Below are 16,525 nucleotides of genomic sequence, written 5' to 3' on the forward strand. Positions count from 1 at the left end.
ACCCCACCCGTCGATCATGAAGCTGTTGTCACCCTGCTTGGGGTGGCTTGACAACAACTTCATGATCAGCGAGGGGAACCGGCGACGGCGGGTGCGCTGGCGACGGCGGGTGCGCCGAGGACGTCGGAGAGGAGCTGGGCGCACCACTCCAGCAGGGCCTGGTCGCGCAGTGGCTCGCCACCGACCCGGCGGGTGGTCGGGCGGGGGACGCTGACCTGGTCCAGGGCCGCCTTGTAGACCGAGTCGGGGTGGTAGCGCTTGAGCCGCAGCTGCTTGGAGTCCGGCAACGGCAGCGGGCCGAACCGGATGTGCTTGCCCTGCATGCTGACGTCGGTGAGGCCGTAGGACCGGGCCAGCAGCCGGAACCGGGCCACCGCGATCAGGTTCTGCACCGGCGCGGGTGGCTCGCCGTACCGGTCGGTCATCTCGGCGGCCACCTCCCGCAGCCGCTCGGAGTCGCGGGCCTCGGCGAGCTTGCGGTACATCTCCAGGCGCAGCCGCTCCACCCCTACGTAGTCGTGCGGCAGGTGCGCGTCCACCGGGAGATCGATCTTGATGTCGGTCTCCTCCTCCGGACGCTCGCCCTTGAACGCCTGCACCGCCTCGCCGACCATCCGCACGTACAGGTCGAACCCGACGCCCTCGATGTGCCCGGACTGCTCGCCGCCGAGCAGGTTGCCGGCCCCCCGGATCTCCAGGTCCTTCATGGCCACGTACATGCCGGCGCCCAGCTCGGTGTGCTGGGCGATGGTGGCCAGCCGCTCGTGCGCGTGCTCGGTGAGCGGCTTGTCCGGCGGGTAGAGGAAGTACGCGTACGCCCGCTCCCGGCCGCGGCCGACCCGGCCCCGGATCTGGTGCAGCTGGGCCAGGCCGAGCAGGTCGGCCCGCTCCACGATCAGCGTGTTGGCGTTCGGGATGTCGATGCCGGACTCCACGATGGTGGTGCAGACCAGGACGTCGTACTCCTTCTCCCAGAAGCCGACCATGACCTTCTCCAGGGCGTCCTCGCCCATCTGCCCATGCGCCACCGCCACCCGTGCCTCGGGCACCAGTTCCCGCAACCGGCGGGCGGTCCGCTCGATCGACTCGACCCGGTTGTGCAGGTAGAAGACCTGCCCGTCGCGGAGCAACTCGCGGTGGATCGCGGCGGCCACCTGCCGGTCGTCCTGCGCACCGACGGCGGTGAGCACCGGGTGCCGCTCCTCCGGCGGGGTGGCGATGGTGGACATCTCCCGGATGCCGGTGATCGCCATCTCCAGGGTGCGCGGAATCGGGGTGGCGGACATGCTCAGCACGTCGACCGCCGCCCGCATCGACTTGAGGTGCTCCTTGTGCTCGACGCCGAAGCGCTGCTCCTCGTCGACGATGACCAGCCCGAGCGACTTGAACCGGGTGGCCGACGCCAGCAGCCGGTGGGTGCCGATGACGATGTCGGCGGTGCCGTCGGCGACCATGGCGAGGGTCTGCTCGGCCTCTTTCGGCGTCTGGAAGCGGGACAGCTGCCGGATGGTCACCGGGAACTGACTCATCCGCTCGGCGAAGGTGTTGTAGTGCTGCTGCACCAGCAGGGTGGTCGGCACCAGCACGGCGACCTGCTTGCCGTCCTGTACCGCCTTGAACGCCGCCCGTACCGCGATCTCGGTCTTGCCGTAGCCGACGTCGCCGCAGATCAGCCGGTCCATCGGGATGCTCTGCTCCATGTCCCGCTTGACCTCTTCGATGGCGGCGAGCTGGTCGGGCGTCTCCTGCCAGGGGAAGGCGTCCTCCAACTCCCGCTGCCACGGGGTGTCCGGGCCGAAGTTGTGCCCCTTGGACGCCTTGCGGGCGGCGTAGAGCTGGATCAGCTGGGCCGCGATCTCGCGGACCGCCTTGCGGGCCCGAGCCTTGGACTTCTGCCAGTCCGAGCCGCCCATCTTGTGCAGGGTGGGCTGCTCGCCGCCGACGTAGCGGCTCAACTGGTCGAGCTGGTCGGTGGGGACGAAGAGCCGGTCACCGGGCTGGCCGCGCTTGCTCGGGGCGTACTCGATGACGAGGTATTCCCGGGATGCGCCGTTGACGGTCCGCTGCACCAGTTCGACGTACCGGCCGATGCCGTGCTGCTCGTGCACCACGTGGTCACCGGCGCGCAGCTCCAGCGGGTCGATGGTGTTGCGCCGCCGGCTCGGCAGCTTCCGCATGTCACGGGTGGACACGCCCCGACCACCGGTCACGTCACTGCCGGTGAGCAGCACGAACCGGGCCGCCTCGTCGACGAAGCCACCGGTCAGGCTGCCGCAGGTGACAAGCAGCTCACCCGGGGCGGGCGCGGTCGGCACCTCCTCGGTCAGCCGGGCACCGAGACCGCCGTCCCGGAGCACCTCGACGGCCCGCTGGGCGGGACCGTGGCCCTCGAAGACCAGCGCGATCGACCAGCCCTCGCCGGCCCACCGCTTCAGGTCGTCGACCACCCGGGCGGTCTCCCCGTGGTAGAGCGGTGCGGGCTGGGCGGTCAGCGCCACCGCGATGGCGTCGTCGGGGCTGACGTCGACCGCCTCCGGCTCGTCCTCCCAGGGCTGCCGGGTCGCCGCGACGCCCGGCTCGGCCAGGCCGAACGGGGACAGCGTCCACCAGGGCTGGCGCAGGGTCGCGGCGTGCGCGCGTACGTCGGCGAGGGTGTGGAAGGCGGCGGCGCCCAGGTCGACCGGGGCCTGGCCACCGACGGCGGCCGCGGCCCAGCTGGCCTGGAGGAACTCCTCCGAGGTACGCACCAGGTCGTGCGCCCGGGTGCGGATGCGCTCCGGGTCGCAGAGCAGTACGTGGGTGCCGGCGGGCATGCAGTCCAGCAGCAGCTCCATCGAGTCGTTGCCGATCAGTGCCGGGGCCAGGGACTCCATGCCCTCCACCGGCACCCCGCCGGCCAGCTTGTCCAGGATCTCGGCCAGCTCCGGGTGCTGCTGCGCGAGCGTGGCGGCCCGCTCCCGGATCTCGGGGGTGAGCAGCAGTTCCCGGCAGGGCGGGGCCCAGAGCTGAGCGACCTGCTCGATGGTGCGCTGGTCGGCGACGGCGAAGGTGCGGATCTCCTCCACCTCGTCGCCCCAGAACTCGACCCGGGACGGGTGCTCGTCGGTGGGCGGGAAGACGTCGAGGATGCCGCCGCGCACGGCGAACTCGCCCCGCTTGGTGACCAGGTCGACCCGGGCGTACGCCATGTCGGTCAGCCGGCGGGCGATCTGCTCCAGGTCGGCTTCGTCACCGGCGGCCAACCGGACCGGTTCCAGATCGCCGAGCCCCTTGAGCTGGGGTTGCAGCACCGAGCGGACGGGGGCCACCACCACCCGCAGCGGGCCGGTGCGCCCGTGCGCGTCCGCCGAGTCCGGATGCGCGAGCCGACGCAGCACGGCCAACCGTCGGCCGACGGTGTCGGAGCGTGGTGAGAGCCGCTCGTGCGGCAGCGTCTCCCAGCTCGGGAAGATCGCCACCTGCTCGGACGGCAGCAGGCTGCCCAGCGCGGCGACGAGGTCCTCGGCCTCGCGGCTGGTGGCGGTGACCGCCAGCACCGCCCGACCCGCTCCGCCAGCGATCGCCCCGCCCCCCGTGCCTCCGCCGCGGCCCGCTCCGCCGGCCCGGTCGTCGGGATCCGCCGCGACCGCGGCGACCGCGAACGGGCGCAGCGCCGGCGGGGCGGTCAGGTCGAGCCCGTCGACCTGGGCCGCACCGGAGCGCGCCAGGTCACGGACGCGGGCCAGGCCCGGGTCGGCCAGGGCGGCGGCGAACAGTCCGGTGAGCGCAGTCATGATCACTTCCGAGGTGGGGACACGACGATCACCCCGCGTCCGGCCGGACGGGGGGTGTACGAATGCCAGCCTAGCTCCGCCCCCCGACCGTCTCCCCGTTTACCACCCCGCCCACCCACTCCGCCCCACGGGCGTGCGCAACTTCGGGGAAGGTGCAGGCTGCGGTGCGAGGGAGGCCGCGCTTTTCCCCGAAGTTGTCGCCTCGCCCGGGGGCGGCAGGGCGGGAGTGAATCTTGACTGGTCGGGCCGGGGGTGATCGGGTGTAGGCGTGAGTGGGCAGTGGCGGGCGCAGTTCGACGCGATTGTCGAATTCGCCAACGGTGGGGGCCTGAGCACCGAGGGGTTCCGGCTGGACATCCCGGGCGACACGATTGACGACGCCGACCTGGCGGCGCTGTTCGTCCGGCATCTCGGCCTGCTGATGGTCTCCGAGGTGCGGATCACCAACAAGACGGTCATCGAGGAACCGCACAAGGGCGGTCGCGCCGTCCGGGGCACCCCGGGCGACGCCCACGGGCGGCGGCTGATCGAGCTGAGTCACCTGGTCACCGATGGCATGACCACCCTGCCCGGCTGGCCGGCCCCGAAGATCACCGAGTGGCTGACCCGCGAGGCGTCCCGGAAGCACTACGCCCCGGGCACCGAGTTCCACGTGGCCCGGATCGACATGATCGCCAACACCGGCACCTACCTGGACACCCCCGCCCACCGGTACGCCGACGGTGCCGACCTGTCCGGTTTCCCGCTGGACCGTCTCGCCGACCTGCCCGGGCTCGTCGTCCGGCTGCCCGCCGACGCCCGCGCGGTGGACCGGCTGCTGCTGGCGCCGTACGACGTCGCCGGCAAGGCGGTGCTGCTGCACACCGGCTGGGACGCGCACTTCGGCACCCCCGGGTACGGCGCCCCGGAAGCGCCCCACCTGACCGGTGACGGCGCGCAGGCGCTGGTGGACGCAGGGGCCGCCCTGGTCGGCATCGACTCGATCAACATTGACGACATGGGTCCGGCGGCCGATGGGGAGCGGCCGGCGCACAGCCTCCTGCTGGCCGCCGGCATCCCGATCGTGGAGCACCTGACCGGGCTGGACGCGCTGCCACCGGAGGGCTTCCGGTTCACCGCCGCCCCGCCGAGGGTGGCCGGCATGGGTACCTTCCCCGTCCGCGCCTTCGCCGTCGTCGACTGAGGTACAAGGGCCTAGACGCCAGTGCGGCAGGTCGCGGCTTCCACGGGGCGCGGACACCGCGACATCCCGTAAGCCTCCGGCGCAGCCCGCGTTCGTACGTGCGGGAAGAGACCTGGCGGGCCGGCGGAGGGTGAGACGATCGCCACTCGATCTTCACGTCGAGGCTTCGGGGGCTGAACCAACGACGTCATGGCTCGGCGCTATCGGCCGTGACCAGCGGTTTTCGACCTCCGGAAGCCCTCGACCGGCGCGCCTCGGCAGCGTCGAAGCCTGGCCGGGGTTCCCCTGGAACGAAGGGCGTTATCAAGGGGCCCTTCCTTTCGGGCGGGTTCACGTGGATACGATCGGGGGAGTCGGACAGCGCTGTCCTTCGTACTTGACGTGAGGAGCGCATGGTGACCGACCAGCACGATCACGACGGCCCCGACGCCGCCCTGCGCGCCGACATCCGCAGGTTGGGCACGCTGCTCGGGCAGACCCTGGCCCGCCAGGAGGGACGCCCGCTACTCGACCTCGTGGAGGAGATCCGGGCCCAGGTCCGCACCGACGCCCCGGCCGCCGCCCGGCGGCTCGGCGGACTCGATGTGACCACCGGCACCAAGCTGGCCCGCGCCTTCTCCACCTACTTCCACCTGGCCAACATCACCGAGCAGGTGCACCGGGCCCGCGACCTGCGCCGTCGGCGCGCCGTTCAGGGCGGCTGGCTGGATCAGGCGGCCAAGATGATCGCCGAGCGCGGAGTGCCGGCCGAGGAGATCGCCTCGGTGGCCCGCCGGTTGGCGGTACGTCCGGTCTTCACCGCCCACCCGACCGAGGCGGCCCGCCGGTCGATCCTGTCGAAGCTGCGCGCGATCGCCGACGAACTGGACGCCGAGACGGCCAACGCGATCCTCTACGGCGCCAGCGACGAAGGTCCGGCGAACCGGCGGCTGGCCGAGTTGCTCGACCTGATGTGGCAGACCGACGAGCTGCGGTTGGACCGGCCGGACCCGACCGACGAGGCGCGAAACGCCATCTACTACCTGCGTGACCTGTACGCCGAGGCGGCTCCGCAGGTGCTCGACGACCTCGCCGAGACGCTGCGTACGCTCGGCGTGGAGACCTCGCCGACGGCCCGGCCGCTGACCTTCGGCACCTGGATCGGCGGTGACCGGGACGGCAACCCGTTCGTCACCCCCACGGTCACCCGCGAGGTGCTGGCCATTCAGCACGAGCATGGCCTGACCGCCACCGAGGCGGCGATGGAAGAGTTGATCAACGAGGTGTCGGTGTCCCGACGACTGCGCGGGGTGTCGCTCGACCTGTCCGCCAGCCTCGCCGCCGACCTCGACGCGCTGCCCGAGGTGGCGCCCCGGTTCCGCCGGGTCAACGCCGAGGAGCCGTACCGGCTCAAGGCCCGCTGTGTCCGGGCCAAGCTCGCCAACACCCGGGCCCGGCTGCGCCAGGGCACGCCGCACGTGCCGGGGCGCGACTACCGCGGATCGGCCGAGCTGATCGCCGACCTGGATCTGCTGCGCGCCTCGCTGGCCCGCAACTCCGGCCAGCTCACCGCCGTCGGCCGGCTCGCCTCGACCATCCGTACCGTCTCCGCGTTCGGCCTGCACCTGGCGACCATGGACGTACGTGAGCACGCCGAGAAGCACCACGAGGTGCTGACCCAGCTGTACGCGGCGGTGGGTGAGGTCGACGACTACCCGTCGCTGAGCCGGTTGGAGCGCACCAAGCTGCTCGCTGACGAGCTGACCGGCCGCCGGCCGCTGTCGACGGCGGACACCCCGCTGAGCGAGTCGGCCCGCAAGACCTTCGACGTGTTCAGCACCATCCGTGAGGCCCAGGACCGGTTCGGCTCCGAGGTGATCGAGTCGTACATCATCTCGATGACCCTCGGCGTGGACGACGTGCTCGCCGCGGTGGTGCTCGCCCGCGAGGCCGGCCTGGTCGACGTGCACAGCGGCCGGGCCCGGATCGGCATCGTGCCGCTGCTGGAGACCCCGGCCGAGCTGAACTCCGGCGGCGAGCTGCTCGACGAGTTGCTGTCGTTGCCGGCGTACCGGGCGCTGGTGGCGGCCCGGGGCGACGTACAGGAGGTGATGCTCGGTTACTCCGACTCCAACAAGGAGGCCGGCATCACCACCAGCCAGTGGTCCATCCACCGGGCCCAGCGCGCGCTGCGCGACGTGGCGGCCCGGCACGGGGTGCACCTGCGCCTCTTCCACGGCCGCGGCGGCACGGTCGGGCGTGGCGGCGGCCCCACCCACGACGCGATCCTGGCCCAGCCGTACGGCACCCTGGACGGGGCGATCAAGGTGACCGAGCAGGGCGAGGTCATCTCCGACAAGTACACCCTGCCCGCGCTGGCCCGGGAGAACCTGGAGCTGAGCGTGGCCGCCGTGCTTCAGGCGACGCTGCTGCACACCGGGCCTCGGCAACCCGCCGAGATGTTGGAACGCTGGGACGCGGCGATGGACGTGGTGTCCGAGTCGGCGTTCCGGTCGTACCGCTCGCTGGTGGAGGATCCGGACCTGCCCGCGTACTTCTGGGCTTCCACCCCGACCGAGCTGCTCGGTGCGCTGAACATCGGCTCCCGGCCGGCGAAGCGGCCGAACACCGGTGCCGGGCTGTCCGGCCTGCGGGCCATCCCGTGGGTGTTCGGCTGGACCCAGACCCGGCAGATCGTGCCCGGCTGGTTCGGCGTCGGCTCCGGCCTGGCCGCCGCCCGGGAGGCCGGGCTCTCCGACGTGCTGGCTGAGATGCACCGCAACTGGCACTTCTTCCGCACGTTCCTGTCCAACGTGGAGATGATGCTGACCAAGACCGACCTCGGCATCGCCCGGCGGTACGTGGAGACCCTGGTCCCGAAGAAGCTGCACCCGATCTTCGACAAGATCGAGCAGGAGTACGAGCTGACCCGACGTGAGGTGCTCGCGGTCACCGACTCACCGGACCTGCTGGAGAACTCCCCGGTGCTGCAACGCACCCTCGCCGTACGCGACACCTACCTGGAGCCGTTGCACCACCTTCAGGTGGCGCTGCTGCGGCAGTACCGCGACTCGGGTGCGGCCGGACGGGCGGTGGCCACCGCGCCGGGTGGCCGACGCGCCCCCAGCGACGGCACCGCCCTGGAGCGGGCCCTGCTCACCACGGTCAACGGCATCGCCGCCGGCATGCGCAACACCGGCTGACGGGTGAGCGGGCGGCGTCAGAAGTCGCCGCCCCCGAAGTCCCCACCGCCGAAATCGCCGCCGCCGAGGTCGGCCCCGGTGCTCCCCGGGTCGTCCATCCCGGCGGCGGCGTCGTAGCCGGGGTCGCCGAAGGACGGCGCGAACAGCGCGTCGGCGATCAGCAGACCGCCGAGCACACCGACCCCGGCACCGAGCGCCGTCTTCCACCAGGGGGTGGAGTACCAGCCGGCCGGAACCGGTCGGCCCCGCACCCGCCCGCCCGGGTAGTAGTAGGGCGTGTCCGGCCCCGGCTGCGGGCCGGCCTTGACCGTCTGCCCCTGCACCTCGACCTGGCGCGGCACGGTCAGCTCGCCGGCACCGCTGGCGGCGGCCAAGGGCGGCAGCGGCGGACCGGGATCGATACCGAGCGCCAGCCGGGCCGCCCGGATGTAGGTAAGGCCCTCCACCGCGGTCTCCCGGGCGAGCCGGTACTGGGTGATGCTCCTGGCCTGCTCCAACTGGGCGCCCGCGGCGTGGTAGCGCTCGGCGGCGTCGGCCAGCGCCTGGCGTACCGCCGGCTCCTCGCCGCTGAGGTTCATCACCTGCCCGCCGAGGCGCTCGTACCACCGTCTCGCGTCGGCCTGCACGTCGGCGAGGCTGCGGGCCGCGCGGGCGACGCGTTCCCGCCGCCACCAGAGCAGGGCGCCGCCGAGCAGAACAACGAGTAGGACGAGCAGCAGAGGTTCCACCACTTCAACGTACCCAGCATGGACCGACGATCCCCGCTACGACGAGCCGCAGCGCCCGCCGGTCCTGCTGCCGGTCGCTTTGCCGGTCGCTCCAAATCACGGCGTACCCGTCCGGGCGCGGCGGGCCGGCCTTTGGCAAGCTGCTGAGGATGGAGTTCTCGACCCTTGCGGTTGTCGTCGTCTGCCTCGGTGCCGGCGGCGCGGTGGGCTGGTTCGCCGCCCGGGCCCGCTCGGCGACCGAAATCGCCCGGCTGGACGCCACGCTGCGCGCCACCCGCGAGGGTGAGGGGCGGCTGGAGCAGTCGATGCGGGCGTTGAGCTACGAGGCGACGGCCCAGTCGCAGGAGGCGGTCGCCCGGGCGGTGGCCCCGCTGCACGAGACGCTGCGGCGTTACGAGCAGCGGGTCGCCGACCTCGAACGCGAGCGGGTCGATGCGTACGCCGAACTGCGCGAGCAGGTCCGCGCGATGAGCACGGTCTCCGGCGAGCTGCGCACGGAGACGAAACAGCTGGTGGCGGCCTTGCGCGCGCCACAGGTACGCGGCCGGTGGGGCGAGCATCAGTTGCGCCGCATCGTCGAGGCCGCCGGCATGTTGGAGCACTGCGACTTCGCCGAGCAGGTGACCGCCGCCACCGACCAGCAGACGGTACGCCCCGACCTGGTGGTTCGGCTGCACGGCGGCCGGAGCGTGGTGGTGGACGCCAAGGCGCCGTTCGACGCGTACCTCACCGCGATGGAGGCGCGCGACGAGCGGGGCCGGGACACCCACCTGGACGCCCACGCCAGACACCTTCGGGCGCACGTCGACGCGTTGGCCGCCAAGTCGTACTGGGCCGCGTTCGAGTCCACTCCGGAATTCGTGGTGCTGTTCGTGCCGGCCGACCCTTTCCTGGACGTCGCTCTGCAACGCGATCCGACGCTGTTGGAGCACGCATTCGCCCGCAACGTGGTGCTGGCCACCCCGGCCACCCTGGTCGCGCTGCTGCGTACGGTGGCCTGGTCGTGGCGGCAGGAACAGCTGACCCGCAACGCGATGGCGGTGCACACGTTGGCGCGGGAACTGTACGGACGGTTGTCGACCCTCGGTGACCACGTCGGCAAGCTCGGTGCCTCACTCGGTGGTGCGGTCACCGCGTACAACCGGGCGGTGGGCTCGCTGGAGGCGCGGGTGCTGGTGAGCGCCCGCAAACTGGCCGAGCTGGGCGTGTCGGATCAGGAACTGCCCACCCCGGGGCAGGTGGAGCTGGCTCCCCGGCAGCCTCAAGCGCCGGAGCTGCTCATTGATTCCACTTCAGATGATCGAACTCGGTCTAACTGAAATTGGCCCTTACCATCTTCGATGTGACAATGAGCGTCTCGCGTATCACGAGATGGTCACAACGTACCCGACGGTAGTGACATCGACGGTCGGCACCACGAAGGATTTCGCTCACGCGTGCCCTGCATCTGAGGGCGCCCTGTTCTCTGGAGGAAAGAGAACGTGAGTAAACCCCGAAACCTGAGCCGGCGTACCTCGGCCGCGCTCTTCGCCTCGGTGATGGCGGCCAGCGCCGTGACCGTGGCGGGCGGTGCCGCCACCGCGAGCGCCGCTCCTGCCGGACCGGACGCCGCGCAGGCCACCCCCGCCGAGGCGATGGACCAGCACGACGCCAAGCTGCTCGCCGAGGCGGAGGCGAAGAAGGCCCCCACCGTCACGATGATCGTCGCCACCGACAAGGGCAAGGCGAGGGACGTCGCCGACGACCTCGAGGACCTCGGCGCGGCCGTCACCGAGCGCTTCGACACCATCGGTTACGTGCTCGCCAAGGTGCCGACCGGCAAGGCGGTCAAGGCCGCCAAGCTGCCGGGCGTGGCCGCCATCGACCTGGACGAGAAGATCCAGCTCCCCGACCCGAAGCCCGAGGTCGCCCCCGGCGGCAAGAAGGGCGGCAAGCAGGGCGGCACGCTGAGCGGACCGGGTGCCCGGACGAAGGCCGACAACCCCTACATGCCGACGAACGAGACCGGTGCGGTCAAGTTCGTCAAGCAGCACAAGAAGTGGGACGGCCGTGGCGTCACCATCGGCATCATGGACTCCGGTGTGGACCTGGAGCACCCGGCACTGCAGGAGACCACGACCGGCGAGCGCAAGATCGTCGACTGGGTGACCGCGACCGACCCGTTCGAGGACCCCACCTGGCGGCCGATGATCAACCAGGTGACCGGCCCCACGTTCTCCCTGGCCGGCCGCACCTGGACCGCGCCGGCCGGCAGCTACCGGTTCAACCTGTTCAGCGAGAACATCACGAACAACAGCGACCCGGCCGGTGACGTCAACCGCGACGGCGACAACACCGACCAGTTCGGCATCCTGTTCGACCCGGCGACCAACAACATCCGGGTCGACACCGACCAGGACGGCGACTTCACCGACGAGGCCGTGATGCGGCCGTACAAGGAGAAGTTCGACGTCGGCCACTTCGGCACCGACAACCCGGCGACCCCGGTCACCGAGCGGATGTCGTTCGTCGTCGAGTACCGCAAGAACGTCGACACCACTCCGGTCGGCGGTCCCGGCCTGGTGGACTACGTCAACATCGGCATCATCGAGAGCGCCCACGGTACGCACGTCGCCGGCATCACCGCCGCGAACGACATGCTCGGCAACGGCGCCTTCGACGGTGCCGCCCCCGGCGCCAAGATCGTTTCCTCCCGTGCCTGCTCCTGGGGCGGTGGCTGCACGGCCGCCGCGCTCACCACCGGCATGGCCGATCTGGTGATCAACCGTGGGGTCGACGTGATCAACATGTCGATCGGTGGTCTGCCCGCGCTCAACGACGGCAACAACGCCCGCGCCACCCTCTACAACAACCTGATCACCACCTACGGGGTGCAGATGTTCATCTCGGCCGGCAACTCCGGCCCGGGTGTGAACACCATCGGCGACCCGTCGGCGTCGACAAACGTGGTAAGCGTCGCCGCCAGCGTCAGCAAGGACACCTGGCTGGCCAACTACGGCTCGGTGGTCAAGAAGAAGAACGCCCTGTTCAACTTCTCCTCGCGCGGCCCGCGTGAGGACGGTGGCGCCAAGCCGAACATCGCCGCGCCGGGTTCGGCCATCTCCACCACTCCGGTGTGGCAGCCCGGCAGCCCCGTCGCCGAGGCCGGCTACTCGCTGCCGCCGGGCTACGGCATGTTCAACGGCACGTCGATGGCCTCCCCGCAGGCCGCCGGTGCCGCCGCACTGCTGCTCTCGGCCGCCCGGGCGACCGACAAGGGCATCACCCCGGAGATGCTGCGCCGGGCGATCTACACCTCGGCCAAGCCGATCGCCGACACCCCGACCTACGGGCAGGGCTACGGCATGTTCAACGTGCCGGGTGCCTGGAAGCTGCTCAAGAAGGGTGTGCAGACCCGCTCGTACACCTCGGACGCCCCGGTCTGCACGGTCCTCTCCGGCCTGCTTGCCACGCCGAACCAGGGCACCGGCGTCTACAACCGCTGCGGCTCCGCCGACGGCGGCCACAAGGTCAACCAGTCGAAGTCGTACCAGGTCACGCTGACCCGGACCAGCGGCCCGGCCGGCAACGTCAAGCACAACGTGGGTCTGCGCGGCAACGACGGCACCTTCTCGGCGCCGAAGAACGTCAGGTTGCCGCTGAACACGCCCGTCACCATCACGATCATTGCCAAGCCGAAGACCGTCGGCGCGCACGGCACGATCGTGACCGTCGACGACCCGGCCACCAGCACGATCGACTTCGAGGTCTCCGCTGTCGTGGTGGCCTCGAACGACGTCAGCAAGCCCAACTTCGCCTACTCGGCGCAGGGCTCGGTGGACCGGAACAGCACCACGTCGTACTTCGTGACGGTGCCCCCGGGCGCCGGTGCGCTCCAGGTGAACCTCTCCGGCATCGCCACCGGGTCGCAGACGCGCTTCATCGCGTTCAACCCGTGGGGTGTGCCGGTGGAGAGCACCTCCAGCCTGGCCTGCTTCACCAACCACGTCAGCACGGTCGTCTGCAACGCCTTCGAGCGCGACTACCAGAACCCGATGCCGGGCGTCTGGGAGATCGAGGTCGAGTCCCGGCGTACCTCGCCGTCGCTGAACAACCCGTACCAGCTCCAGGCACGGGTGCAGGGCGTCGCGGTCGAGCCGGCCGTGGTCGAGCTGCCGTCGGTCACCGCCGGCACCCCGACCCCGGTCACCTGGTCGCTGAAGAACACCTTCGGCCCGGTCACGGTGACCGGCCAGGGCGGCGCGCTGGCCAGCTCGCACGCGGAGCGGCCGACCATCGTCGAGTACGCGACGCAGGAGTTCACCGTGGATGTGCCGGCGGGCGCCACCAGCTTCACCGCCCGCATCGGTAACACCTCGGACGCCGGTGCCGACCTCGACCTGTTCGTGTACCGGGGCGGCGCCCTGATCGCGTACAACGCGGACGGGGACTCGGAGGAGTCCGTGACCCTGAACAACCCGGTGGCGGGCACCTACACCGTCGTCGTCGAGGCGTACTCGGTCGACGGTGCCGGTGGCAGCACCGAGTACGACTACCGGGACTCGTTCTCCTCCCCGGCGCTCGGCACCCTCTCGGCGTCGAGCACGCCGCTCACCCTGGCCCACGGTGCCACCGGCACCATCTCGGGCACGGTGACGGCCCAGTCCGCCCCGTCGGCGGGCCGGAGCCTCTACGGTGAGCTGACCGTGGTGACCACCGAAGGCGCGGTCGTCGGCCGCGGCGCGGTCTCCATCGGCGCAGTGAACTGACACCAACCGCATCACCAAGGAAGCCCGTCTCCGGTTATCCGGAGACGGGCTTCCGTCCGTCCACGTACCGACGGGCACGCCGTTCGCGATCTTCTTCCGGCCGGGCCGGTCAGCTGACCGGCCCGGCCCGTTGCGGACGGCGGGCACGCAGACCCACCACGAGCAGCAGGTACGCGGCCAACTCCAGGGCGACGACCACGGCCGGTTCGGGCGCGGCGAGACCGGGCGCGGGCTGGGAGGCGGCCGTGAACAGGCTGCCCCGGCCCATCAGATGCAGTGGCAACGGCAACGAATCAAAGACCACATCGATCCGGGTCAGAGCGAGCAGCACCAGCAGTACGGCGCCGCTCGTCGCGAGCCGTCGCCGCTGCGCGTGGAGCAGGACCACCAGGACGATCGCGCCGAGCGCCAGCGCAAGGGGCACCAACGCGGCCGTTCCGGTCGCCACGATCTGCTCGCCGGAGTCGTCGCCGAGCCCGGGTCGCTGTCGCCGAGCCTCCGCCAGTTCCAGGTGCGTACCGATCAGGTGGGCGGCCGCGTACCCGGTCACCAGCACTCCGGCCAGCACCGCCGCCACGCGGACCGGTCGACCGAGGCGGACCGCCCGCCCCGGTCCGAGCCACACCGTCAACACCAACGCCATGACGAAGGCCAGGGCTGCCCAGTTCGCCACGAGTGCGGCGATGACCTCTTGAGTCGGGTCAGGCCGGCCCGCCTCAATGAACGCCCAGTGCCCGGGGCCGGCGGTGGGCATGGTGATCCACGCGTCGACCACCAACGCGGTGAGCGCCACCGGCACCCCCCAGTGCGAGACCGGCATCCCGGAGGCAGCGCTCGGCATGGGCGACTCACCCGGCAGGGCCGGGTTGTCCGGCGTGCCGGCTGACATCTCCGGGCCGAGCCCGGCCCGGAGGCCGGTCAGCGCGTACGCCGCCAGCAGCAGCAGCGCGAGCACCTCGGCCTGGCGCAGCAGGGCGACACCGGTGAAGGTGCCGAGGACGTGGACGGTGGCGAGGATGCCGGCCGCCGTAGGAAGGATCGCTCGGTACCGCACCCGGGCATCCTGCCATCGATTGATCCACATCGTCGGCCCGTGCTGTCGCCGAAGCCGACCCGGAGCCGCGCGTCGGCACGCCCGGCGGCCGGGTCTGTCGGCACGCCCGGCGGCCGGGTCTGTCGGCGCGCCTGGCGGCCGGGTCTGTCGGCACGCCCGGCGGCCGGGTCTCAGCCGCGCTTGGCGGAGGCCACGACGAACGGAGTGCCCTGCTGGCAGGTGGACATCATGGTCGGGTCGGGGCGGCCGGTGACCGTCACCGACGCACCCGCGGTGAGCACGTCACGGGGACCACCGAGCAGCAGGTAACCGTCGAGCAGCAGGCAGCCGGGCTCGACGCCGGACTCGATCCGGCCGGTCACCGTGATCTCACCGGTCACCGGTGGCTTCGACGGGGCGGTCGGCCTGACCGTCGGCCGGGTGGTGGGTACGGTCGGGTCCACCGGATCGGAGGGCGAGGGCGCGGGTGCGGATCCGGTCGGGTCGGGGGTGGGCAGCTCGGTCACCGGTGACGCTCCCGTCGGGGTCGGGGTGGTGGTGCCGTCCCCCGCGTCCTGGCCCGCGCAGGCGGCGAGCGCCGTGCAGACGATCAGCGCGGTCGCGGCGATCCGAATGGTCCTCATGCCAAGCTTTGACGCACCGGGCCGGTGAACAGTTCCATCGCGCCTGCCTGGCATGCTCACGGGCCTGCTCGGCGGCTCAGTCGCGGGCTGCCGCCGCAGCGGCCTTCATGTCGCGCTTGAGTTCCTGCGGCAGTGAGAAGGTGAGCCGCTCGTTTGCGGTCACCACCTCCTCCACATCGGCGAAGCCGCGCTCGGCGAGGTGGGCCAGCACCTCCTGCACCAGTTCCTCCGGCACGCTGGCACCCGAGGTCAGACCCACCGTCCGCGCGTCGGCCAGCCAGGCGTCCTCGATCTCGTGGGCAAAGTCGACCAGGTGGCCGCCGCGGGCACCACCGTCCAGGGCCACCTCGACCAGGCGTACCGAGTTGGACGAGTTGCGTGAGCCGACGACGATCACCACGTCGCACTCCGGCGCGATCTCCTTGATCACGTGCTGCCGGTTGCTGGTGGCGTAGCAGATGTCGTCGCTGGGTGGTGACTGGAGCATCGGCAGCCGCTTCTTGAGCCGGGCGACGGTCTCCATCGTCTCGTCCACCGACAGCGTGGTCTGCGACAGCCAGACGACCTTGTTCGGGTCCCGCACGGTGATCCGGTCGGCGTCCTCCGGGCCGTCCACCAGCTGGATGTGCTCCGGCGCCTCACCGGAGGTGCCGATGACCTCCTCGTGCCCCTCGTGGCCGATGAGCAGGATGTCGTAGTCCTCGGCGGCGAACCGCTTCGCCTCGTGGTGCACCTTCGTCACCAGGGGGCAGGTGGCGTCGATCGCCTTCAGCGACCGCTGCTTCGCCTGCTCGTAGACCTCGGGTGCCACGCCGTGCGCGGAGAAGATCACCGTGGCGCCCTCGGGCACCTCCTCGTTCTCCTCCACGAAGATCGCACCCTGGGCCTCCAGCGTCCGCACCACGTGCTTGTTGTGCACGATCTGCTTTCGGACGTAGATGGGAGCACCGTAGAGCTTGAGCGCCTCCTCGACGGTCTGCACCGCCCGGTCCACACCCGCGCAGTAGCCGCGGGGCTTGGCCAGGAGCACGCGCTTGCCGGTCCGGGGAGTCGCCTCAACCTCAGTCACCCCTGCATCCTACGTGCCGTCCCCGCACCCGGCAGCGGGCCGCAGCGACGCCCCCCTCCCACCGACCCCCGTCGATCATGAAGTTGTCACCCGCGACACGCCGCGCCGAGCACAACAACTTCATGATCAACCTTAGGTGGGGCGGGGGGCCGTAGGGTGGGCGGG

The 16,525-nt window shown here is 71.2% G+C and carries 9 protein-coding genes; 4 read left to right on the plus strand and 5 right to left on the minus strand.

Translation table 11 applies throughout. The features are described from left to right. Window positions 1–65: 65 nt before the first annotated feature. Window positions 66–3,773 carry a transcription-repair coupling factor gene (gene mfd, locus KBX50_RS31720; protein ID WP_210941524.1) on the minus strand — a complete coding sequence of 1,236 codons (3,708 nt, stop codon included), beginning with the start codon at window positions 3,771–3,773 and terminating at the stop codon, window positions 66–68. A gap of 268 nt (window positions 3,774–4,041) precedes the next feature. On the opposite strand from mfd, the gene KBX50_RS31725 reads away from it, so the two are divergent. Continuing rightward, complete coding sequence (locus KBX50_RS31725) at window positions 4,042–4,956, plus strand: cyclase family protein (RefSeq protein WP_210941525.1); 915 nt, start codon at window positions 4,042–4,044, stop codon at window positions 4,954–4,956. 395 nt (window positions 4,957–5,351) lie between these two features. Next, a complete protein-coding gene (gene ppc, locus KBX50_RS31730) occupies window positions 5,352–8,138 on the plus strand; it encodes a phosphoenolpyruvate carboxylase (protein ID WP_093406668.1) in 2,787 nt (928 codons plus the stop codon). A 17-nt stretch (window positions 8,139–8,155) separates the two neighbouring features. Here the strand turns inward: ppc and KBX50_RS31735 are convergent, their stop codons facing one another. Beyond that, window positions 8,156–8,866 (minus strand): hypothetical protein, encoded by a 711-nt coding sequence (locus KBX50_RS31735; protein ID WP_210941526.1) that lies wholly within the window; start codon window positions 8,864–8,866, stop codon window positions 8,156–8,158. Window positions 8,867–9,015: 149 nt separating this feature from the next. On the opposite strand from KBX50_RS31735, the gene KBX50_RS31740 reads away from it, so the two are divergent. Both KBX50_RS31740 and KBX50_RS31745 read left to right on the plus strand, forming a co-directional pair. Beyond that, window positions 9,016–10,185 carry a DNA recombination protein RmuC gene (locus tag KBX50_RS31740; RefSeq protein WP_210941527.1) on the plus strand — a complete coding sequence of 390 codons (1,170 nt, stop codon included), beginning with the start codon at window positions 9,016–9,018 and terminating at the stop codon, window positions 10,183–10,185. 162 nt (window positions 10,186–10,347) lie between these two features. Further along, a complete protein-coding gene (locus tag KBX50_RS31745) occupies window positions 10,348–13,614 on the plus strand; it encodes a S8 family serine peptidase (protein ID WP_210941528.1) in 3,267 nt (1,088 codons plus the stop codon). A gap of 109 nt (window positions 13,615–13,723) precedes the next feature. On the opposite strand, the gene KBX50_RS31750 is transcribed toward KBX50_RS31745, so the two are convergent. From KBX50_RS31750 to KBX50_RS31760, 3 genes are all read right to left on the minus strand, one after another. Continuing rightward, window positions 13,724–14,668: a hypothetical protein gene (locus KBX50_RS31750; protein WP_210941529.1), complete on the minus strand. Its 945-nt coding sequence runs from the start codon at window positions 14,666–14,668 to the stop codon at window positions 13,724–13,726. A 170-nt stretch (window positions 14,669–14,838) separates the two neighbouring features. Beyond that, a complete protein-coding gene (locus KBX50_RS31755) occupies window positions 14,839–15,291 on the minus strand; it encodes a hypothetical protein (protein WP_210941530.1) in 453 nt (150 codons plus the stop codon). A 76-nt stretch (window positions 15,292–15,367) separates the two neighbouring features. After that, window positions 15,368–16,360: a 4-hydroxy-3-methylbut-2-enyl diphosphate reductase gene (locus tag KBX50_RS31760; RefSeq protein WP_210941531.1), complete on the minus strand. Its 993-nt coding sequence runs from the start codon at window positions 16,358–16,360 to the stop codon at window positions 15,368–15,370. Between the last annotated feature and the right edge of the window lie 165 nt (window positions 16,361–16,525).

Source organism: Micromonospora sp. C51 (genome assembly GCF_018070435.1).
GTDB classification, from domain to species: domain Bacteria; phylum Actinomycetota; class Actinomycetes; order Mycobacteriales; family Micromonosporaceae; genus Micromonospora; species Micromonospora sediminimaris.

Bases quoted from the DNA above. Each gene is read 5' to 3' on its own strand.
- mfd (WP_210941524.1), bottom strand. From the start codon at position 3,773: ATGACTGCGCTCACCGGACTGTTCGCCGCCGCCCTGGCCGACCCGGGC.
- KBX50_RS31755 (WP_210941530.1), bottom strand. From the start codon at position 15,291: ATGAGGACCATTCGGATCGCCGCGACCGCGCTGATCGTCTGCACGGCG.
- KBX50_RS31740 (WP_210941527.1), top strand. From the start codon at position 9,016: ATGGAGTTCTCGACCCTTGCGGTTGTCGTCGTCTGCCTCGGTGCCGGC.